Here is a 19,776-nt window from a genome sequence, read left to right as displayed (position 1 = left end):
TGTAAGGCGTGGTCGTTGCGCCACGCGCGCTAAGCCACGATGGTTTCGACCAGCATCGGCCCGGCGGTGTGCAAAGCCTCGTTCAATACGTCCTTCAAGCGGGCGGCCTCCCTCACCGCCGCGCCGCGACATCCCATGCCGGCAGCAAGCGTCACGAAATCCAGACCCGGAAGGTCGGTTCCCTGTACCGGATCGGTCGGTGCGAAGCCAAACACCGGTGCAAAATCCTGCAATGCCGCGTATCGTGAGTTGTTAAGGATGACGAACGTAATAGGCAGGTTTAGCTGAACCGCGCTCCATATGGCCTGAATCGAGTACATGCTGGAACCATCGCCAATCAGCGCGATTACCCGGGTACCCGGTTTGGCGAGCGCGACGCCCACTGCCGCGGGCATGCCGTATCCAAGGCCGCCGCTCTCCATGGTCAGGAACGTGCCGCTGCGGGTGAACGGCAGATATTCCTGCATGACCGGCCGGGCACTCGGCGCTTCTTCAACCACGATATCGGCCGGGTTGCGTATTTCGGCAAGCGTTTGCAACACGAATGCCACCGACATGAGTGACGAAGCCTCGGCACGTGGAGGCGCGCGGCGAACGGGCGGCAGCGGACGTGCCCTGGGCGCGGGCCGCGCCAGCAAGTCCGTGATGCCCAGCCGGATGTTCCCGACCGTCGCCGTGCCGGTCGGGGTCCAGGCGGCCACACCAGGGTCATCGACAAGCTGGAATAGTTGCGCGCCCGGGGGGACGTGCGGACCGTTGCCTTCCACGTGATAAGTGAACGCGGGAGCACCGAGCACGCAGATGAGATCATGGCCGTCCAATATCTCGACGATCTTCTCGCGCATGGCGGGAAGGAAACCGGCGAACAGCCGATGATCCTCGGGAAAGCTGCAGCGTCCCGACATTGGCGCCACAAACACGCGGGCCTGATGACGTTCGGCGAGGCGCACTACTTCGTCCACCCCGCCCGCGCGGTCCACGCCGCCACCAACGACAAACGCAGGCCGCGCACATTGATCGAGCGCGTCACCCATGCGCGCCAACATGACCGGATCGGGCCGCGTCACCGTGCTGACGTCACTCACCGGCACATAGTCCGCCGGCTGATCCCAATCGTCAGCAGGAATAGAAACGAACACAGGTCCGCGCGGCTCCTGCATGGCTATGCGATAAGCCCGCGCGATTGCCAGCGGCACGTCGGCAGCGCGCGCCGGTTCAATACTCCATTTCACGTAAGGCCTGGGTAACTCGGTTGCGTGCGTCGACGCCAGGAAGGGGTCGAACGGGAGGATCGAACGGGCCTGTTGTCCGGCGGTCACGACAATCGGCGACCGGTTGCGAAACGCCGTAAAAATATTGCCCATCGCGTTGCCGACACCTGCTGCCGAGTGCAGGTTTACCAGCGAGGCGTTACCCGTTGTCTGCGCATAACCGTCGGCCATGCCGACCACAACGGCTTCCTGAAGCCCGAGTATGTAGCGGAAATCAGCCGGGAAATCGCGGAACATCGGCAACTCGGTCGACCCCGGGTTCGCAAATACCGACGTCATTCCCACGCGTCGCATGAAATCGATCACGGCGTCGCGAACCGTAATGCACGCGCGTTGATCGCGACTTGAACCAGCTTGCTGTGGGGTGCTGCCTGTCATGCAAATGCCTCCTGAAAATCCAGTGAGTGAGCGCTTAATCCGTTGCATGATTATCCAATCGCGCACACATCGTGAATATTGCCTTTTTAAGAAAAAGGCATTACTTTTTCGCATGACTTTGAATCAGGCGGCGCTTGGCGGCTGAGAATAAATCGATCAAACGCGACCCACGCCATCACCTCACCGTCTCCACATGCTCGACGATCTTTGACGCTGCCGCCGTCACCTCCGTCAATGCGGAAACGCTGCCCCGATGAGCAAGATCGCATTTGCGGTATACCTGCAATTCGTCGCGACTGCATATCCCTGAGCGTGACAAACCGCTACATTTGAGGAACACCACGATCGCTCACGAGTATCTTCCGACCGCTATTTAAAGTGGCGCCAGCGACATTCGCACTCAGATTGCCGACCGTCCAGGCAGTGTTTTCCCGGTACGATTTTCCTGTCACCTTGCTGTGATTCGTCCCTAAACGGATCGCCTGCTTCACTAGACCCATGCGCTCCCACCTGGCCCCGGAAGCGACCGTGCGCGCTGAGTTACTTATAAAAATTCTTTGGATCTGGATGTAAATGAATTATTAATTTTCGATCGCTCACACTTATTAATCAGGAAACCGAAATGGATACGCTTGCTGTTGTTGTTCGTAGGAAATGGGCCGTGGCACAGGACATTGTCGGCCTGGAGTTAGTCGCGGACGCACAAGTCAAGCTCCCCGCATTCGCGGCAGGCGCGTACATTGACGTGCACATCCCTCAGCACAAATGCGCTCAAAGCATCGTTCGTCAGTATTCGCTCTGCAACGGTCCCACGGACAAGGATGCCTACGTATTGGGGATCAAGGAGGATAGCCGGTCCCGGGGAGGGTCAGCCACTATCCACCGGGACGTTCTTGAAGGAGACAAACTCTTCATTGGCCTGCCTCGTAACAATCTTCAGTTGTTCGACTCTTCGCAGAAGGCGCTCCTGTTCGCTGCAGGTATTGGAATCACGCCGTTGCTATCGATGGCTCAAGAGCTGGCATTTAATCAGCGCCCGTTTGATTTGCACTATTTCGCGCGATCGACCGAGTTTGCTGCGTTTCAGGATCGCTTGAGCGAAATGGAACACAGCGGACAAGTCCATTATCACTATGGGCTCACGCCTGAGGCAACCGACCGTGCGGTGGGCTATGCCGTCGAAGCGGCTCCATCAAATACCCACGCCTACTGTTGCGGGCCGACGGCCTTCATGGACGTCGTCGCCGCTCACTTGCGGCAATGGATATACCCTCAAAACATCCATTTGGAATATTTCTAGCCGCCCCGGCAGTGTCGCCTAAGCGATTCGATGGAGCTTAAGCAGGAGCGCCGCGATCAGTTTTGTGCGTGAGCGACATGGGTGTCTTTGTGGTCTGTACGTGGATTGAAGCGCTGCTCGAGCAACTGCACAGCCCACGAAGCCAGTACGAAAGGCGCAGTCATCGCGGGTATGCCAACTGCTGACGCCGCGAGCTCGATCAGCAAGGCCAAACCGATGGATGAAAGGGCCGCTTTGACACCGAACCGGCACGTCGCAAGCGCCGCCAGTGCGGGATTGAAGCCGCATGCCCCGCTCTGCAGCATGCCCGCGGATGTGCCGATAACCGCATACAGCGCAAATCCGAGCGCGCTACCACCAAGCGCCCATGCGGCGCGTGATGGCCTCGCCACCAGGAGGCCGACGAGAATCAAAGCCCCCGCAGCAGGCCCCGCGGCAAAAGCGATCGGCGCCAGGCCTGCGACAATATCCTGGAGGCCGGGCCGAAGGAAGGCAGGGGCGACGCTAAAAAGCAAACTTATAACGCTGTCCGCGCTCACCGCGGCAGTCACTCTCGCTGTCGCGTTTGGGACGGATGGGTCCGCGAATAAAGGCAGCCAAGCCCATGTCACAAGCACTGCAGGACTCGAATAGGCCGGCAAATTCCAACGGCTGAGCGCCCGCGTGAGCCTGTCCGACAAACCGGTGGCTAACACGGCCGCGAGAATTGCGACGGCGCTCGCGCGCGAATCGTCATGGATGAAAGTGAACGCAGCAAGTGCCGCAAGCCCTCCATTGAAGCCATGCAAGTCGTTGCGCGTTGCCGGCGAACCATGGTCATCGAAGATATGCGCGAGCACATTGCCCGTCAGCGTGCCTAGTAACAATGCGCATGCAAGGCGGGGGCTAAAGCACAACAAAGCGAGGACCAGGATCCCGCCTGTCGCGGCGTTTCTCTGCAGCACGATTTGGCCGATGCTCCGCGCGAAGCTGCGGATCTGGATGGTAGCGTCGGTATCGACTCTGATTGCAATTGTCATTGTGAGCGCGGACAGCTTGACACGCGTGGCGCTCGTGAGCGCCACGCGGATGAACCGGCCGGTAATCAATCGCCGCCCGAATTTCATGCGTTTTGTCTTCGACTCGATCATGTCGAAGCTAGCGAAACTTATCACCGTCAATCGTTTCAACCCATAGCGGGAAAGCTATGCACGATATATTGTTGCGGCGATAGGTCATGCTTCGGCATCGTCGAAATCCATTCTTCGAGCTCCGGAACACGCCCGTCACGTTGACGTCCATGCCGCGTTACATCCAGCTTCCAGAAAGCGGCTTCCACCCGCAAACCCCGCTCTCCGGCACACATTTTCGTTTTAACCTTTATTGTTAAGCGAACATTGCGTTGATCTGCTTCCCCTTTAGCCTTCCGCTCCCAAGCAATCATGACCTTTAGTCTTCAGCAGCTTCATGCGTTCACGACAATCGTCGAAAGCAGCAGCCTCGGTCGCGCGGCGGAGGTTCTCCATGTGACGCAGCCCGCTTTGAGCCGGACGATCAAGCGGCTGGAGGAAGAGCTCGGCGCCCCTCTGTTCGAACGTCATTCGAAGGGCATGCAGCTGACAGCGATTGGCGAGGCCCTGCTCCCTCACGCCACCCTGCTGCTGCATGAAGCCGACAATGCGCGCGAAGAGATCGACGCGATCCGCGGTCTCGCCAAGGGCACGATCCGGGTAGGCGCCGTGGCGAGCATTGCAACCCTAGTGCTGCCCTTGGCGGTCAGCGGCGTGCTTGCTCGTTGGCCGAACTTGCGCGTGCAGATCATTGAGGGCGTGTGGGACCGGCTCGCCGACAGCCTGCTTAAGCAGGAGATCGACCTGGCGCTCAGCATGGCAGCGCCCGATACGGAGGAGATTACAGCCATATCCGATTGTTGCTGGGAGGACACGAGCTACGTGGTTGCTGCGCTCGATCATCCGCTGCGTGCGAAAACGGAGCTCTGCCTGGCGGATACCCTCGATCAGCAGTGGTGCGTCCCGCCTCGGGGCACCGGCCCATTCGAGCACATGCAGCGTGTATTTGCCGAGCATGGGCTGCCCATGCCGGAGATCGCGGTCGAGACACGATCCATTACTGTCCTGAAGAGTCTTGTCACGCGTGCGGGGTTTTTAAGCTGGATGGCCGCTCCCATGTACGACACCGAAAGCGCGGCCGGCGTGTTCGATACCCTGCCCATTCCAGGGCTCGCCGCGCGTCGCACGCTAACGGCCTTCCGACGTCGCCAGGGCATCCTGCCGCGCCCCGCCGTCATGTTGCTGGAACAGCTAAGGCAGTTGACCGCGACCGCTGCATGAATACTGAATGAGTACTTCGATCAAGCTGGATGCCGCCGGTTCTTCCATGGGGCGGCCCGGGTCTTAGCCCTTGATCCGGTCAGGCGTCATCCAGCCCTCGCTCACGCCGACCTGCGCAACCTGCTTCGCGACGGAATCGGCCAGGCGCTTCGCATCTTCCGACACTCCGGCGTGTTTGGTCTCGGACACAGCATGCAGACCCACGCCTGCCGCTGCCGATGTCGCGACGTGTCCGGCAGCGGCGCCAATACCCGCTGTTTCCACCACGCCGGGCGCCTTGCCGCTGTCCGCGTTAGCTTCGAAACTCTGTACCAGCCTCGGCGTTTCGCCCGCCGGTTGATACACCAGTTGCACGGACGTGCCGACCTGGCTTTTCCCCGCGCCCAGACCGACCAGCATCCGGCGGCGGCGATTCCCGGCATCGATAGTCTCGAAGCTGCCCTGCACGATCAGGATGTTCCGGTCGGTAGGCGCGGGGGAATCCGCACGTACTGCGTGCAAGCCCATCGACTGGAGTTGCTTGACGATTTCATTGGCCACCTGCTCGCGCACTTCGAGCGCGTCGTCGGCTTGCTTCTTCATGGCCGACGCACCGTCGAATTGCGTCTTCACCTTCTGGAGCAGACCACCGTCGAGTTTCACCTGCTCCGGCGTGCTCTCAAACGCGTAGACATAAATGGTCTCCGGCCGCACCTGCGTCGCCGCGGGAAAAGCACTCACGTTGGTCACGCCGCCAGCACAGCCAGTCAGCAAAACGGCACAGAAGGCCAAGGCGGACAGTGCGCGAAGCGTGCTTCGTCCGGCCAACATCTTAAGAATATTCAGCATGTTCATCCTCTCATCGACACCATCGTGTCTCGATTGTTCAATCACGTCGTCCGATGAGATAAACAAGTTTGGATAGCTGATCATCGGCGCTCTCTGCGTGCGGAAAGCGCCGGGTTAGATCAGCATTGAATCTGCGTTAGATCTGCGCGTTCTGGCGTTCCTGCAACGAAGTGAAGTATGAATGAATGACCGCGCGATCTCCATCCAACAATTATGTCGCGGGATGTCACGCGCGGCGTGGCGTTCGTTTCATCGGATGATTGGATGAGGGCGTCGCCCGAGTGGATCGCGTTTTTTCCGCTGTTAAAGTTATCACCTTTAATTTAAACAGAGGTGATAACTTTGATATTTCATCCGGCCAAACTCGCGAGGAAATCCTCGGCTTCGGGGGAAATATCCAACATCATGGCCATGGCGTTACGTGCTCCCGATGCAGCCCGCTTGCGCCCCTTCGAGTCCAGAGCCGCCACAGCATCATCAAGATCGGTCGGATGCTTTTGCAGCACGGCACTAATGAGCGTCACCGCCTGATGCAGATCCTTTTCATCTTTCAATGCGCTCGTTTTCGAGCGAAGCGTGCTGACAATCAGCTTGTGAATGCCGAACCTGGCCGGACTCGGCACCTTCACCGGCACGACGTGATCTCGCCCAAGCACAATGCCTGGCGCTTTCTCAGCCATCAGATACTTAAAAAAGGGCAGCCCCATTGCATGCGCCTTCAACGCGGGAATCGGCTTGGACGCGTATGTATCGTCACCTGCAACAAGTAGATCCACCTTGAGATCTATTCCCCTCACCTTGAAAGACGTTGCATGTTTCCCCGGATCAAGGCGAGGGACTTCCAAAAATTGAAGACCGCTATTGCGCAAGACCTCAAGAAAGCTCTTGTCTTCCGGGATCGCGACCGTTATTCCTTGCGTCGTGCCGATGTCGACATCGGCAGTCAGGTAGTTTTTAGGCGATCGAATGCCAAGGCTGTTGATCAGAGTGCCGTAAGCGTGCGTCCCGACAAGCACACCGCCGTGCTCGAAGATGCCGGCATTGTAGATGGACGCGATCGTGAGCGCCGCCGAATTATCGGCGGCTGCGAAGCCTGCCTTGCGGAGCTGGGACGATCGATACATCAGCGTCTTCTGCTCGGCTTGAATTGATTCGAGCTTGACGAGTTTATCGGCGGTGGCGGGAGCGTCGGCACGCCCGAGCAGTTCCTCTTCCCGCCTGCCGGCCTTTGTTCTGCGCCAATACACATAGTCGATACCCTTCACCGTCCGCTCGATCTTCAAACCGGGCGACTCAAGCGGAATGACCGCTTGCGACTGCGCGGTGTCCTCCAATTGCGCGAAGAGCGTTTGAAAAGCGAGTTCGTGAAACGATGACATGGGCGCTCCGAGTTATCACCTTTAATATGATTGTAGGTGATAACTCGGAGCGTGTCAGAATCGCATGGACGTTCAGCCATCGAATCGATAAAGCACGCTATCTACACGAAAGCGCACGTCCTCTGCCAGGGCGTTGCTGACGAGCAGATAGCGCTGCCCTTGCGCCATGAAGGCGGCGGCGTCCGTCCCGCCCGAAGTGGGGAACTCATCGACGAGCTCGAAACGCCCCTGTTTCCACAGGAATATTTGCGATTGCTGCTGCGTATGCGGCGCATGGGGAGTGCCGGTAATGAAACATACACGCACCAGATAGCGGCCGTGCGCACCGTCGATCAGCCGCAGCTCGCGCCCGCCTGCCGTGCCCAGCGACTGGACCGGATCGAACTGAATCCGGGCGGCGTCGAACTGGAACAAGCGCGTCTCTCCCATCAGGTTCGCGTGCACCATCCACAACGCATCCTGTTCGATAAAGAAGCTGAATGCGCGTCCACCCGGTTCGTCGAAGCGTTGAACAACCTCAAACCCCTCACCCCGCCAGCGATAAATCGAAGAGCCGCTGACATGATCCGCGTAGGCCAGGTAGTGTTGGCCCCCGAACGTGATAAACGCCCAGTTGTAACCCCAGCGTCCGTCCAGTGTCTGTAGCAATCCGAATTGATTTCCATCCCATTCGAAAATGCAGGATTCACGCGGATTATCTGGCGTCACGCCTTCGACCGTGACACCCTGGGCCAGCGCCAGGAAATGCCGGTTGCGGATAGAGAAAAAGCGCCACTGTTTGCCGGCGAACGTCGGAAAGCGCTGAAACGCAATCCACTGATTGTCGCCCCGTTCGTACAGGATCGCGTCGCTGTCGAGCGTATAGGGGCCGCTGCCGGAGCGCACGCCTACGGTCGCGAGAAAACGCCGGCCGCCAATCTCGAAGTACTCTGCATCTTCTCCGCCCGGTACCGCCAGTGCGTCGTGCTCGACGAGCCGCCCCGCTTCCCAGGTATAGATCAATGCATCGACGTCGCTGTCACCCACGTTCATTCCGGGCGCCTGCCCGGGAATATCACGCGCCAGTTGAGGAATGACAGCAAAGAAGCGCCCGTCGGTGTTGAATACTTCGACCGCGCGCGCACCGCTGGTCGCCAGCCTTTGCACCGGCGTAAGGAGCGATTTGTGCGCCTCAGTGTTTCCCATTACCAACCTCCTGTCCTGTCATCAATAATTTTTCAAGCGGCTTGCGGCGCAGGGTGCCGTCGTCGCGCGGGCGGCATGAATTGGCCAGCGTGATGCCAAGCGCCGCGAACAACGCCAGCAGCGCAGCCGCCAGGAACAGGTGCCCCAGGGACCAGTTCTGTGCCAGCAGGATGCCGCCGGCCACAGGTCCGATGATCGACCCGGTGCGTCCGATCGCCAGTGTCCAGCCCACGCCCGCTGCGCGTACGCCGGTCGGAAAGAGACAGCTTGCTATCGCCGGAAAGGTCAACTGGCCGCCGACGATGCACGCGCCCACCAGGAACAGCAAGCCGAACGCCGCGTTGCCCGCGCCAATCACCCGGCCGAGCGTGAAGACCATCACGGCGCCGGCAACAAACGCCACGGCCACCGCGACGAACGGCGCTCCCCGCCTCACGATCAGCGAGATCAGCAACGCTCCGGCGATCGCCCCCACGTTGATCACGACCGCGCCCAGCGCAGCCCGGTCGGGCGCCACGCCGTTAAGGTTGAGGATGGTTGGCATGAAGCTGACCAGGAAGCCTGACAGGATCATGCTGGCGAGCACGCCGAACCAGAGCGCGAAGGTCGCGGCGAGACGCCCTTCGGCAAACAGGTTGCCGACGAACCGGGCCATGAGATCGCCCCCGAGACCGTCGCTTGTTTGCAGAACAGGTTTGATCGTCGTCTCGGCCGGCGTCGCCGCCGGAAGGATCAGCAGCACCGGGATGATGGCCGCCAGCGCGCACGATCCGCCCATCAGGAACACGAATGGCCAGCCGAACTTCATCATCACCGCTGCGGTGATCGCGCCGCCTACGACCGCACCGAGCGGGAAGCCGATGAACATCAGGATGACCAGCGACGAGCGGCGTTCCGACGAAGCGCTCTCGGCCGTGATTGCGGCGATAGGGGGAATCGCGCCGCCCATGCCGAGGCCGCCGAGAAACCGCAACGCAGCGAGCGTGCCTGCCGAACTGGCGAATGCGCAGGCCAGTGTGAAGCCTCCGGTCACGACCAGTGCCAGCACCAGCATTTTCCTGCGGCCGAAACGATCGGCAAGCGGGCCGATGATCAGCGAGCCCAGCACCGTGCCGACAAAACCGGCGCCGAACACACGCCCGAGCGACGCATGATCGATCTGCAACGATTTCGCCAGCAGCGGCGCGACGAATGACAGCATCAGCGTGTCGAACCCATCGATCATGGAGACCGCGAAGCAGACGAGCGTGATGCTGAGGACCGAGCGGACAGCCCGGCCTCCGGAGGATGCGGCTTCAAAATGATTCATGATGTGACGTCTCCATAATGGGCTTTCTATACAAACCGGCACCACCGCCCTGCGATGCCGATGTCTTGTTTCCTGCTGCATCTGCTGCGGGACTAGCTCATCAATGGCCCCGGATACGTCACGTTCGTAAAGCCCGGAATCTCCACGCGCTCCGGATGGTTTCCGTTGGCCTGCAACTGATCGACAATGTAGTCCGCCACGCAGTTCGACAACAGTTGCGACGGGTCCTCCATGATGCGTCTGAGTCGCGCGGTCGTGGCATCCCGGTCGTTCACCGACGTAATCGGCGGCATGCTCTCGGCGGTTGCGGGCTCAAAGCGATATCCCGGATGATCCGGAAACAACTCACGCGCCACGTCTATGCTTGCGCGCGTGTTCAGCCATAGCATCCGATAGTTGTTCTCAAGCGCAACCAGGCCTGCTTCGTCCGGCAACTCAGCCACCGAGAACGATGGTGCATGGGGCGCCACGAACACGCGTTCCGGCGGCAATGCCCCACCGGAGACACGCCAAACCAGATGGCACATGTTGTTGGTTGCCCAGGTCGCACCCGCCGTCGGGCGGCCCGACCTGCCGCTGACCAGCACCATCAGCCGAGCCCAGTCGAGTTCCTGTGCACGCAGCCAATTGCCGATCCGATACACGATATCCAGGAACGCGAGACCGAAGGTCGCGAACATCACGTCGTTCATGGGCACCACAACCGCATCGGAATCGAGTGGCGCGAAATAGTTGTCACGCAAGAAATCGAAACTCATCAACGCGGGTTCGTCCACCACGCGCTCGAGTAAATCGATGGTGGTGGCGCACGTGTAGTCGACCAGGTTTGCCAGCTTCACGTCGAAGCCCTGCAGACTCCGGACAGCGATCTCGTCGCGCCATAGCGCCGGTGAATTGGCCTCGAGCGTAGTGCGCGCATGAACCATCAACTTCATGGCTTCGTGCTGCCAGGCGTTCTCACAGGTACCCAGTTCGCGCATCCGGGCGAGGTAGGCAACGGCAAGCGGCAGGTGCGACACGGCGGTCAGTTCAATGAAGCCCCGCGTCGATTTGCGAAAACTCTCGATAGACGCGGGCCGGCCGCCGCCCGGAAACAGCACGATATCCGAGCCGGTCGATACCAACAGCGGCGCGTCCGCTTCGCGCTGCATCATCTGTTGCGTCAACTGGTTGCCGATACTGGCCGGGTCGGATGTAAACGCGCGGAACAGCGCGGCAAAGGCGGGATGCGGTTGATAAGTCATCGCCTGAAGGCTCCGTGATGCAGGTCAGTAATCGAACAGACGTGCGGGGTTGTCGGCGAGAATCATCTGGCGTATCGCCGGGTCGTCCGTCCACGCGCCGAGCAGATTGAGCAGTTCACCGGTGTCGCGAGTCGAATCGGGAATGTGCGGCCAGTCGGAACCCCAGATCACCTTGTGCGGCGCCGCGTCGATTATCTTCTGCGCCATTGGCGCAACAGCGTCATATCCGCGATGTTTAGCGATCCGGTAAGGCGCGCTGAGCTTGAGCCAGCAGTTGCCGTCCTTGAGCAGGTTCAGCAGGCGCTCGAAATCCGTCGGCGTGAGACCGTCCTCTTCAAGCATGTACCCCATGTGATCGATCACGAAGTCCGATTGCACATCCGCAAGGAAGGCAATGAGGTTGCGCACGACCCAGCCCGGCGCGTAGAACTGCACATGCCATCCGAGGCTCGTGCACAGCCGCGCCATGCGGGTGATGTACTGCTGAATCTCTTCGGTCGGCCAAGCCGAGCGCGCGAACAGGTCGAGCCGCACGGCACGAACGCCTGCCCGATGGTAGCCATCAAGCGTGGCTGCGTCGGTACCCTCATCGATCATCACCACGCCTCGCGCGATCGGTCCGGCAGCGTTCAAGGTGTCGATCAGGCAGCGGTTGTCGGTGCCGTAGAAACTCGGTTGCACGATCACGAACCGTTCGAGTTGAAGCACGTTCATCAACTGCAAGTAAGCGTCGAGCTTGCCGTCCGGCAAGGTGTAGTGCGGATGCTCTACGTGGGGATACAGCGCCTGCGGGCCGAACGCGTGCATGTGCGCATCGCAAGCATGAGCGGGCATCTCGAAGGCGGGGCGTGACAGCGTGTCGAACGCACGCATCGGTGTGGATATCAGCGGAATTTCGGCCATGAAAGTAGGTCGTGAATAGTCAGGTTTGTTGGATTTGATTTGGAGTACTTGAATGGCTTAGCGCAACGCCGCACGACTGCTCTCCATTCGCTGACGCAGCGCATTCAGGAACAGGTCCGTGTCAATGCCCGCGAAAATGAAGGGCGCGGCCCCTTCGTTCCTGAGGCTCGTCAATGCATCGCTGTCCGGCATGCCACCGACGATCGCGACCTTGCCGCAGCGCTGGGCAGCGGTGATCACGCGCCGGCATGCTTCCACAACCTCGGGATGCGTCGACTCGCCGGTGTGTCCCAGGTCCGCGCTCAGGTCGTTGCAGCCGACTGCGAGTATGTCCACGCCGTCGACGGCCGCTATCGCATCGGCCGCTTCCACACCCGCGCGGCTCTCGATCAGCACCTTGATTGCGGTGGCGTCATTGAGCGTTTGATTGAGTTCGCGGGCGTGCAGCTTTTCGAAGTTCACATAGGGCAGCGTCGCGAGTTGCGAGCGCTGGCCAAGCGGCGGGAACCGCGTTGCCGTCACCACGTCTCTCGCTTGCGCCGCCGTCTCCACCCGCGCGACGATGATGCCTAGCGCCCCGCCGTCGAGCACGCGATTGATCGTGCCGTAGTCACGCTCCGGGACGCGGACCCACGGCGTCAAGCCGAGATCGACCGCGCATGAGCACAACTGCGCCACCGTATCGACGGGCAGCGTGCTGTGCTCCATGTCGATCCATATGGTGTCGTAGCCCGTCGCCTTCGCCCAGCGCACGACATCCGTGGTTCGCGACGCGCGAATCCCGAGCGCGTAGACGGGAACGCCTGCGCGCAAGCGCTCGGTCAGTTCGATACCGTTCATGTTGTCTCCCTCTGTTATTTGGCTTCGGAACAAGTATCGCCTCAGAATCCATTCTGATTTATTCTCTAGAAAAACTTATTGATTCACAGAGACAATCAATGCACGTCAAGCATCTTGAGTATTTCGTCGTGCTCGCAGAGGAACTGCATTTCCGGCGCAGCGCTGAACGGCTTGGTATCACGCAAGCGCCCCTGAGTCTCGCGATCCAGGCGCTCGAAACCGAACTCGGCGCACGGCTCTTTCATCGGACGAGTCGCTCGGTGGCATTGACCGAAGCCGGGTTTTCCCTGATGAACGATGCGAAGCACATCCTCGCGCGCATCGACCTCGCTAAAGAAAATGTCTGGCAGACGGTTAGCGGACAGGTCGGGCGCTTGCGGCTAGGCTTTACGAATGCGTCATCGTTATCGCCACTTTTTCCACGGTTGATCCACGCCTACCGTACGCAGCGGCCGAACGTGCAGATCGCACTGCATGAGTTGTCTTCGTCGCAGCAGATTGAACAGCTCGACGCCCGTGATCTCGATGTCGGACTCCTGCGCCTGCCGCTCTCCACGCCGCCGTCGAACCTGGTATTTACACCGTTGCTCGAAGAGCCGCTGTTGCTCGCGATGCATGCGGGCCATCCGCTTGCCAAGGCCAAGTCCATCAAGATCGCAGACCTGCGCAACGAGTCCTTTATTGCATATCCTCGGCAGGCGGGCGTAGCCGTACACGAGCAAACGGTGGCGTTGTGCGCCAAGCGCGGCTTCGAGCCTTACGTGGTCCAGGAAGCGCAGCAGGCGTCCACGCTCATCGGTCTGACAGCAACCGGCCTGGGGATCGCGCTGGTGCCGGCCACGCTGAAGGCCATCGCGATACCAGGCGTAGTGTTCAGGGAACTCGATGACGACGATACCAAGACGACGCTTTATATCGCTCATCGTCATGGCGATGTGAACTCACGCGTTCAGCAGTTCGTGGAACTGGCGCTTGCGCTGAGATGACCACTGAGCCTGCAACCTGCCTGCAAACTACTACTTAACGGACTTCATATGACGCCCAAGACACCCTTCCTTCGCCGTGCACTCGCCGCTACTGCACTGCTTGCCATGGTCGCAAGCCATGCCGCCTGCGCGCAAGATAGCGCCATGCCGGCCTATACGGGAACGCGCAATCTCGCCCAGGAGGAAAGCAACCGCGCACTGGTCGTGCGCTTCTACGACACGGTATTCAACCAGCACGACCTGAGCATCGCCAGCACCGTGCTCGCGCCGAATTACATTCAGCACAACCCGCATGTGCCAAGCGGGTCGGCGCCGTTTATCAGCTTCTTTACGGAGCGCTTCAAGGCAAACCCCGAGGCACGCTCGCAAATCGTGCGCAGCGCAGCCGACGGGGATCTCGTGTTCCTTCATGTTCATTCGACCGGCAACCCGCAAGATCGGGGCAACGCCATCGTCGATATCTTCCGCGTCGATCACGGCAAGATTGCCGAACATTGGGATGTGATTGAACCGGTGCCCGAGCACGCGGCTAACGACAACACGATGTTCTGACTAAAAATTGGTAAGCAGCGGAAACAGCTCGTAAGCACTGCGGGAAACCGCGCACTCCTTCTCATATCGCACGCCCAAACCCGGTGCGATGATTCGACACGTAATACGCTTCACCGCGCATCGTTCACCCGCAAGCCCGGGGCTGCGATGCGTGGCGTCGAATAGAAGCTGGGAATCAATGCGCTACGCGAGGCTTATCATGACCCATCACGGCAATCGAGTATTTGCTGGTTTCTCAAACCGGCTTCACGTGCCCACAACGGCCCAATGCGGTCAATGCGGTCATTGGCCTTCAGCAACGCCGCAAAGCGCCAGGTTCTCGGAACAAACCACAAGCATGTCATTCGACATGCTTGCGTTGGCGATCGGCTGAACCATGAAACCCACCCTTCTTGCCTGCGCACTTGCGCTAGCTGCCGGAGTGCTGTCGCTCACTCCGTTCGTCAACGTTCACGCAGACCCGGTCGCGCACGATGCGGGCAGCTCCAGAAGCCAAGCCGGTGATCAGAAAAGGCGCCTTCAAGATACGCCCTTCGAGTTCCGTGGAATTCCTCTGGGCATCACCCTCGACGCATTCCAGGCTGGCGCGACCGTCAGGGCGACCCCGATCGACAGCGTGCCCGTGTGCGAAACCGATGTGATCGCCGGCTCCCTTGGCATGAGCCTGAAGACACGCGAAAGCCTGACGGTTGCCTGCCGCTGGGCGCATCAACGCGCCAGTGTCTGGTCGATATCACGCGCAGTGGTCGACGGTGCGCCGGCGCAGGACCACATGCTGCGCTTCGCACGAGTCAACGGACAAACCACCTTCAGGCTATACGAAATGTCGTTCGTCATAGACGAAGGCACCGCAGCCGATCTGCGCCACGCGCTTGCGGACCGCTATGGCGCGCCGCGGGCTGGCGCCCACGCGTCGGCCTCCACCTCTGCAAGCAACGCGCTACCGGTCTACGAATGGGACAACGCGGTGAGCTCGATCACCTTGCGTTTCTTGCCGGCCACGCGCAACGCCACCCTCGTCTATCTGCTGAAAGCGCCCGACGCCTGGGTGAAGTCCGTTGTGCAGCAATGGAAGACCAGCAGCGTCGATGCGAGCTGATGCAAGTTGGCAAGTGCTCCTCCCGTGCAAGCTGCATGATTTTTCGAGCGCTGCGGAAAGGTTGAGAAAGGACGCGCGGGAGCCGTCTGTTGCTTGCCGTTTCACCGTCGGCTGAAATACGCGACCATGGAATTGCGGTCAGACGATCCATTGCCTTGCACAAGTCGAATCGCAACAAACGCCCTCTTTATCCCCGGAAGTCAATCATGCAAGTCAGCAGCAATGTCACTTGTCGTTATCGCGGTCATTTCATCATCAAGAGCGCATCGGGTCGAGCCAGCCTTACCGCAAGCGTGCAAGCTTCACACGAATTGCACCTGCTCGCTACCCGCTGAAGAACGCAAACCAGGAGTGGCAGTGTCATGGTCAGCTCGATCGAATGTAGGGTTGAAGGATGCAGTTCGGCCATTGTCGAACCCGTCATTCGCCTCGGCATGACCGAGATCTCCAAACCAACCGGCGGCATCGCTTGCCGGGTTAATCGATCTGTGCGTCATGTTTCGCTCATCTGCGCCGCGCTCAGCTCATGCTTGTTATCCGGGTGCGCATTGACCGTGATCTCCGCGGTCGATGCAGCCGGCTCGGTCGTACAAGCCGGCTTGAGCATTGCGTCCAATCACGCGTCACCCACCGTTATCAATGGCGATCGGGCATCTCTTCATGCCGTGTGCATCGAGTGGAATTCCCTGGTCCCCGTTGGCGACTTCGTCCCCGCATTGCAATACGCGTTGCACAAACGCGGAGTGGAGTCGACCGTGTATGCGCCAGGGACATCACCCGCCAATTGCGAAGCCACACTCGTCTATAGCGCCGCCACGGATTGGGGGCACCGGACATTCACCGACGGATACACCCAGTACCTTTCCGCCATCAACCTCACGTTGCTCCAACGCGGAAAGATCGTGGTCGCCGCGAGCTACGCGACGAGCGGCGCGAAGCTCGACCGCTTCGCGAGCACGTCGACCAAGGTCACGGCGCTCATCGACAAGATGGTGGTTGCAACGTCGGATTGATTCGAGATTGAAGCGCCAATGCGGCCAGAAAGGCCGCGGCTTCATCACGAGCCCGGTGACACCCAACCGGGACTCGCAGACTCTATAGCGAGGCTCAGGCGGCCTGCCCGTAGGATGCTTCGTGCCGAGCTTGCTCTACGTCGACGCAAACGGGTAGCGTCGAATCCAACTCCTCCACGGCCTCGGGCTGTGCAGCGCCGCATTCACCTGCGGTTTCGTGATCCGTGATCCGCGGAGCAGCCTTGGCGCTTTTGCCAGCCCGTGACGGCGGCTGGCAACTGCCGCACACCGCGCCGTGAGCTGCGTCTTGCTTGCGCGTGACGAACTTGCCCGTGCAGTTGCAGCAGCGGGTCAACTGAAGGATGCCGGCATCGAAGAAACGCACGAGCGTCCAGGCGCGCGTGAAGCTCAACATGATGTAACTGTCGTGACGCTCGCAATGCTCGAGATAAAGCTGATAGCCCTTCGTCAATGCATCGAAATGCGAACAGCCTGCGAGATCCTTGAGGAACCTATAGATATTGTAGAAAAGCGATGCGTGAATATTCGGCGCCCATGTCAGGAACCAGTCGACCGAGAACGGCAGCATGCCCTTCGGCGGAGACACGCCCTTTACTTCCTGATAAAGGCGAATCATGCGGTCACGAGAGAGGTTGACTTCACTTTCCAGCACTTGAATACGCGCACCGAGTTCGATCAGGATGGCCGCCCGCATCACGTCCTGAGCGTCTTCACTAATGCTTTTCTTCGCCATTGGCGTAATCCTCTTCTTATACAAACTGCTCGACAGGTGCATCGGCCAGCGCAATGACGCTAAGCCCGCGATTCAAGCCCGGGAACCGGGCACTTGCAAGAACGGCTCCCCGCTCCGGGTCCGCGCTTCAGGCCGGCTATGCGCAATCAGAGTGCCGTTGAAATCGATTACCCGATCCTCAGACGCCCGAAGTCCCAGGAGGAAAAACATAAGCAGAACCCCGGACATGAAACCTACCGCACCGCCGATTAGCAACATGCTCCCTCCGCGAATTTTACAGAGCCCAAAAAAACATCGTCGATGAATCGATCAATTGATCGTTTGACGAAAACGTTAGGAGCAGTGCCACATTGTATTGGTAACAAGCTTCCCTAAACCAAATGATGCTCCTTTCCTCTCAAGTAAATTGCGTGGAAAAGACAAGGCTTTGCCCTAAGGCTTACGGAGTATTTCCTTTAATTGCCTATCATTTCCTAAACGCACGCACTCTTCTTCCCCAAGCGAATAAACGCGGCGAAATTATTTATAAGATTCAGAAAGGACTTGGCGAACGCGTATGTTGCTCGACGTTTCACCGTTAGTGAAAGTGCGCAATCATAACCCTGCAAATTGACGAAGCAATGGGGAGGAATGGCTTGATCGCAGTCATGCCCCGCCCTCTCCTTAGTCAATGCATACAAGGCTGTCGCCAGTGAGAATGATCAGCAGTGTTGGAAGTGTGTGGCCTGTCGACGGTGAGGCTGCATTGTCATTTCTTACTCGACTTCCGCTTAAGCGAAGTCCTACTCGATAATCATGAAACAACTTACCCAAACCCTCCTTCTCGCAAGCGTCCTGGCAACCGGTGCCGGCAGCGCATTCGCTCAAAGCGCTTCGTCATCCAATCTGGATGACGGCCGGGTTGGCCGCGAAGGTTTCGGAGCGAGCCTTGCGGTGGTTAATGATCTTCAGCATTTGCAAAGGCTATATGACCTGAACGGCCGGGAAAGCGAGATGAGGGATGTCTACCACGATGTCCTGCTGAAGACGCAGGTCCCGGCAATCCGCCAATACGTCTATGAAGCACTGGCGCGTAACCTGCTGCACCCGGCCAACGTGGACCAGGCAATTACGACCATTCGCACGAGCCTGGATGAAGATCTGAGCACGTTGGCGAAACATCCATCCGCTCCATAAAGCGCTCCGCAAAGCGCGCGCCCGCCATGCGGGCGCTGAACCGGATGATCTCTTCGGATGTGCCGGGACCGTCGGAAAGATAGCCGGCAGTCTTGCAATCCCGGCCGAACTAATCAGCGGGAAAGACACTGGCTTGAAGTGCTCAGCCGGGATGCCGGAGTGTCCGGCACCAGCGACCCGGCGCCAACCCCGGCCCTCGCGGGATCAGAACGTCAGCACGCTAAGAAACATTCGCTGCAGCCAGCCCACCGTAGTTGCATCGGCGAGCATCCCGACACCGGCCTGCTCAATGCGGGCGTTGGCAACTTTGCTGGACGACACGTAGTTTCCAACCTCGATGTCCTTGGGATTCACGATACCCGACAGCCGCAGGCGATCGCGGTTCTGGTTCATCGCAATGATCTTGTCGCCCGCGACCACAAGATTCCCGGTCGGCAGCGTGGCGATAACCGACACCGCCAGCGTCCCCGTCATCCCGGTCGTGTTGGTGACTGCTCCCTGCCCTTTGAACGTCGTGCTAGCGGACCCGACGTTAAACAGCTTGGCCAGTCGCGCCGCTGCGCCGCTGGACTTGTCTGCTGCTTCCGCGCTGATCTCGCTTGCCCGGTCAGCTGAGGCATTGCCGCTGTTATTAGCCGAATAGGACTCCGAGAGACGAATCGTCAACACGTCGCCCACGTGCTGCGCGCGAGGCGTTTCGTACAAGGCCAGCGTATTGCCACCCTGGAAGATCGCGCCGCCCGTTTCAATATTCAACGGACTTGAGACCACGACTGGCGCGAACGTCGGCATATCGACGATAGAATTCGAGCCGCCGGAGCATCCAGCTAACGAAACCATACTGCCAGCCAGAATCGCAAACTTTAACGAGTTCATGTTTTTAATGGTTCGCCGGAATAAGGTACTTAGCCACGCGCGGCATGATGAAATAATGGCCGGCGTCTGGATTGCCAACTTGCCGCCAAGCTATGAGTCGCGCTCGCCGCTTGTCATCTCTAGCGGCGAGCCGGTCATTATCAATCGATAGCATCGGCGCATGTATCGAACGGCGCCGCGGCCGCATGCCCCACGGCTGGCACGATCTTGAGCGTGGCCGACACCAGGCGGCACGGCAGTGCAGCCACCGCGCAACCTTCCATCGGCAATATGACCACGCCTGCCATCAGGCATGCCGCCAGCCGCACGTAGCGTTTGTAAGACCGCAAATTAAACATAAATGGGACCACTAC

At 59.5% G+C, this 19,776-nt stretch carries 19 protein-coding genes; 7 read left to right on the top strand and 12 right to left on the bottom strand.

Annotated features, from left to right (window positions below):
• Positions 1 to 29 precede the first annotated feature (29 nt).
• Entirely contained in the window at positions 30 to 1,649 is a 1,620-nt protein-coding gene (gene mdlC / locus ACSOSP_RS28575; protein WP_455311810.1) for a benzoylformate decarboxylase, read from the bottom strand.
• A gap of 622 nt (positions 1,650 to 2,271) precedes the next feature.
• On the opposite strand from mdlC, the gene ACSOSP_RS28570 reads away from it, so the two are divergent.
• The gene (locus ACSOSP_RS28570) at positions 2,272 to 2,949 is read left to right on the top strand and encodes a ferredoxin reductase (protein WP_455311809.1); all 678 of its coding nucleotides are present in this window, start codon (positions 2,272 to 2,274) and stop codon (positions 2,947 to 2,949) included.
• Positions 2,950 to 3,005: 56 nt separating this feature from the next.
• Here ACSOSP_RS28570 and ACSOSP_RS28565 read toward each other — a convergent pair whose 3' ends face one another.
• Positions 3,006 to 4,103: an urea transporter gene (locus ACSOSP_RS28565; protein ID WP_455311808.1), complete on the bottom strand. Its 1,098-nt coding sequence runs from the start codon at positions 4,101 to 4,103 to the stop codon at positions 3,006 to 3,008.
• Positions 4,104 to 4,370: 267 nt separating this feature from the next.
• Here ACSOSP_RS28565 and ACSOSP_RS28560 point away from each other — a divergent pair, with 267 nt between their 5' ends.
• On the top strand, positions 4,371 to 5,279 hold the full coding sequence (locus ACSOSP_RS28560; RefSeq protein WP_455311807.1) for a LysR family transcriptional regulator: 909 nt from the start codon (positions 4,371 to 4,373) through the stop codon (positions 5,277 to 5,279).
• Between the two features lie 63 nt (positions 5,280 to 5,342).
• Here the strand turns inward: ACSOSP_RS28560 and ACSOSP_RS28555 are convergent, their stop codons facing one another.
• From ACSOSP_RS28555 to ACSOSP_RS28525, 7 genes are all read right to left on the bottom strand, one after another.
• Positions 5,343 to 6,107, bottom strand: coding sequence for a DUF4410 domain-containing protein (locus ACSOSP_RS28555; RefSeq protein WP_455311806.1), 765 nt, complete (start codon positions 6,105 to 6,107; stop codon positions 5,343 to 5,345).
• Between the two features lie 350 nt (positions 6,108 to 6,457).
• The gene (locus ACSOSP_RS28550; protein WP_455311805.1) at positions 6,458 to 7,486 is read right to left on the bottom strand and encodes a GSU2403 family nucleotidyltransferase fold protein; all 1,029 of its coding nucleotides are present in this window, start codon (positions 7,484 to 7,486) and stop codon (positions 6,458 to 6,460) included.
• 72 nt (positions 7,487 to 7,558) lie between these two features.
• The gene (locus tag ACSOSP_RS28545) at positions 7,559 to 8,671 is read right to left on the bottom strand and encodes a hypothetical protein (RefSeq protein ID WP_455311804.1); all 1,113 of its coding nucleotides are present in this window, start codon (positions 8,669 to 8,671) and stop codon (positions 7,559 to 7,561) included.
• Positions 8,658 to 9,980: an MFS transporter gene (locus ACSOSP_RS28540; protein WP_455311803.1), complete on the bottom strand. Its 1,323-nt coding sequence runs from the start codon at positions 9,978 to 9,980 to the stop codon at positions 8,658 to 8,660. Before ACSOSP_RS28540 ends, ACSOSP_RS28545 begins: the two co-directional genes overlap by 14 nt.
• 92 nt (positions 9,981 to 10,072) lie before the next feature.
• The gene (locus ACSOSP_RS28535) at positions 10,073 to 11,224 is read right to left on the bottom strand and encodes a DUF5624 domain-containing protein (protein ID WP_455311802.1); all 1,152 of its coding nucleotides are present in this window, start codon (positions 11,222 to 11,224) and stop codon (positions 10,073 to 10,075) included.
• Between the two features lie 24 nt (positions 11,225 to 11,248).
• Positions 11,249 to 12,127, bottom strand: a complete 879-nt coding sequence (locus ACSOSP_RS28530) for an amidohydrolase family protein (protein WP_455311801.1) — start codon at positions 12,125 to 12,127, stop codon at positions 11,249 to 11,251.
• A gap of 57 nt (positions 12,128 to 12,184) precedes the next feature.
• Positions 12,185 to 12,967 (bottom strand): HpcH/HpaI aldolase family protein, encoded by a 783-nt coding sequence (locus ACSOSP_RS28525; protein ID WP_455311800.1) that lies wholly within the window; start codon positions 12,965 to 12,967, stop codon positions 12,185 to 12,187.
• A gap of 98 nt (positions 12,968 to 13,065) precedes the next feature.
• Between ACSOSP_RS28525 and ACSOSP_RS28520 the strand changes: the two genes are divergently transcribed.
• The 4 genes from ACSOSP_RS28520 (at position 13,066) to ACSOSP_RS28505 (ending at position 16,617) form a co-directional block, all read left to right on the top strand.
• Entirely contained in the window at positions 13,066 to 13,953 is an 888-nt protein-coding gene (locus tag ACSOSP_RS28520; RefSeq protein WP_455311799.1) for a LysR substrate-binding domain-containing protein, read from the top strand.
• A gap of 48 nt (positions 13,954 to 14,001) precedes the next feature.
• A complete protein-coding gene (locus ACSOSP_RS28515; RefSeq protein WP_455311798.1) occupies positions 14,002 to 14,505 on the top strand; it encodes a nuclear transport factor 2 family protein in 504 nt (167 codons plus the stop codon).
• 376 nt (positions 14,506 to 14,881) lie between these two features.
• Entirely contained in the window at positions 14,882 to 15,604 is a 723-nt protein-coding gene (locus tag ACSOSP_RS28510) for a hypothetical protein (RefSeq protein ID WP_455311797.1), read from the top strand.
• Between the two features lie 362 nt (positions 15,605 to 15,966).
• Entirely contained in the window at positions 15,967 to 16,617 is a 651-nt protein-coding gene (locus ACSOSP_RS28505; protein ID WP_455311796.1) for a hypothetical protein, read from the top strand.
• Between the two features lie 94 nt (positions 16,618 to 16,711).
• Here the strand turns inward: ACSOSP_RS28505 and flhC are convergent, their stop codons facing one another.
• The gene (gene flhC, locus ACSOSP_RS28500) at positions 16,712 to 17,371 is read right to left on the bottom strand and encodes a flagellar transcriptional regulator FlhC (RefSeq protein WP_455311795.1); all 660 of its coding nucleotides are present in this window, start codon (positions 17,369 to 17,371) and stop codon (positions 16,712 to 16,714) included.
• Positions 17,372 to 18,166: 795 nt separating this feature from the next.
• Here flhC and ACSOSP_RS28495 point away from each other — a divergent pair.
• Positions 18,167 to 18,547, top strand: coding sequence for a hypothetical protein (locus ACSOSP_RS28495; RefSeq protein ID WP_455311794.1), 381 nt, complete (start codon positions 18,167 to 18,169; stop codon positions 18,545 to 18,547).
• Between the two features lie 204 nt (positions 18,548 to 18,751).
• Here ACSOSP_RS28495 and ACSOSP_RS28490 read toward each other — a convergent pair whose 3' ends face one another.
• The gene (locus tag ACSOSP_RS28490; protein WP_455311793.1) at positions 18,752 to 19,387 is read right to left on the bottom strand and encodes a flagellar basal body L-ring protein FlgH; all 636 of its coding nucleotides are present in this window, start codon (positions 19,385 to 19,387) and stop codon (positions 18,752 to 18,754) included.
• Positions 19,388 to 19,563: 176 nt separating this feature from the next.
• A complete protein-coding gene (locus tag ACSOSP_RS28485; protein WP_455311792.1) occupies positions 19,564 to 19,761 on the bottom strand; it encodes a DUF6726 family protein in 198 nt (65 codons plus the stop codon).
• Between the last annotated feature and the right edge of the window lie 15 nt (positions 19,762 to 19,776).

This window comes from Caballeronia sp. KNU42 (genome assembly GCF_053760385.1).
This window is presented reverse-complemented; position numbering and strand designations above follow the sequence as displayed.

Excerpts from the sequence above, each read along its gene's own strand:
- mdlC (WP_455311810.1), bottom strand. The coding sequence starts at position 1,649 with ATGACAGGCAGCACCCCACAGCAAGCTGGTTCAAGTCGCGATCAACGC.
- ACSOSP_RS28570 (WP_455311809.1), top strand. The coding sequence starts at position 2,272 with ATGGATACGCTTGCTGTTGTTGTTCGTAGGAAATGGGCCGTGGCACAG.
- ACSOSP_RS28560 (WP_455311807.1), top strand. The coding sequence starts at position 4,371 with ATGACCTTTAGTCTTCAGCAGCTTCATGCGTTCACGACAATCGTCGAA.
- ACSOSP_RS28555 (WP_455311806.1), bottom strand. The coding sequence starts at position 6,107 with ATGCTGAATATTCTTAAGATGTTGGCCGGACGAAGCACGCTTCGCGCA.
- ACSOSP_RS28550 (WP_455311805.1), bottom strand. The coding sequence starts at position 7,486 with ATGTCATCGTTTCACGAACTCGCTTTTCAAACGCTCTTCGCGCAATTG.
- ACSOSP_RS28545 (WP_455311804.1), bottom strand. The coding sequence starts at position 8,671 with ATGGGAAACACTGAGGCGCACAAATCGCTCCTTACGCCGGTGCAAAGG.
- ACSOSP_RS28540 (WP_455311803.1), bottom strand. The coding sequence starts at position 9,980 with ATGAATCATTTTGAAGCCGCATCCTCCGGAGGCCGGGCTGTCCGCTCG.
- ACSOSP_RS28535 (WP_455311802.1), bottom strand. The coding sequence starts at position 11,224 with ATGACTTATCAACCGCATCCCGCCTTTGCCGCGCTGTTCCGCGCGTTT.
- ACSOSP_RS28530 (WP_455311801.1), bottom strand. The coding sequence starts at position 12,127 with ATGGCCGAAATTCCGCTGATATCCACACCGATGCGTGCGTTCGACACG.
- ACSOSP_RS28525 (WP_455311800.1), bottom strand. The coding sequence starts at position 12,967 with ATGAACGGTATCGAACTGACCGAGCGCTTGCGCGCAGGCGTTCCCGTC.
- ACSOSP_RS28520 (WP_455311799.1), top strand. The coding sequence starts at position 13,066 with ATGCACGTCAAGCATCTTGAGTATTTCGTCGTGCTCGCAGAGGAACTG.
- ACSOSP_RS28515 (WP_455311798.1), top strand. The coding sequence starts at position 14,002 with ATGACGCCCAAGACACCCTTCCTTCGCCGTGCACTCGCCGCTACTGCA.
- ACSOSP_RS28510 (WP_455311797.1), top strand. The coding sequence starts at position 14,882 with ATGAAACCCACCCTTCTTGCCTGCGCACTTGCGCTAGCTGCCGGAGTG.
- ACSOSP_RS28505 (WP_455311796.1), top strand. The coding sequence starts at position 15,967 with ATGGTCAGCTCGATCGAATGTAGGGTTGAAGGATGCAGTTCGGCCATT.
- flhC (WP_455311795.1), bottom strand. The coding sequence starts at position 17,371 with ATGGCGAAGAAAAGCATTAGTGAAGACGCTCAGGACGTGATGCGGGCG.
- ACSOSP_RS28495 (WP_455311794.1), top strand. The coding sequence starts at position 18,167 with ATGAAACAACTTACCCAAACCCTCCTTCTCGCAAGCGTCCTGGCAACC.
- ACSOSP_RS28490 (WP_455311793.1), bottom strand. The coding sequence starts at position 19,387 with ATGGTTTCGTTAGCTGGATGCTCCGGCGGCTCGAATTCTATCGTCGAT.
- ACSOSP_RS28485 (WP_455311792.1), bottom strand. The coding sequence starts at position 19,761 with ATGTTTAATTTGCGGTCTTACAAACGCTACGTGCGGCTGGCGGCATGC.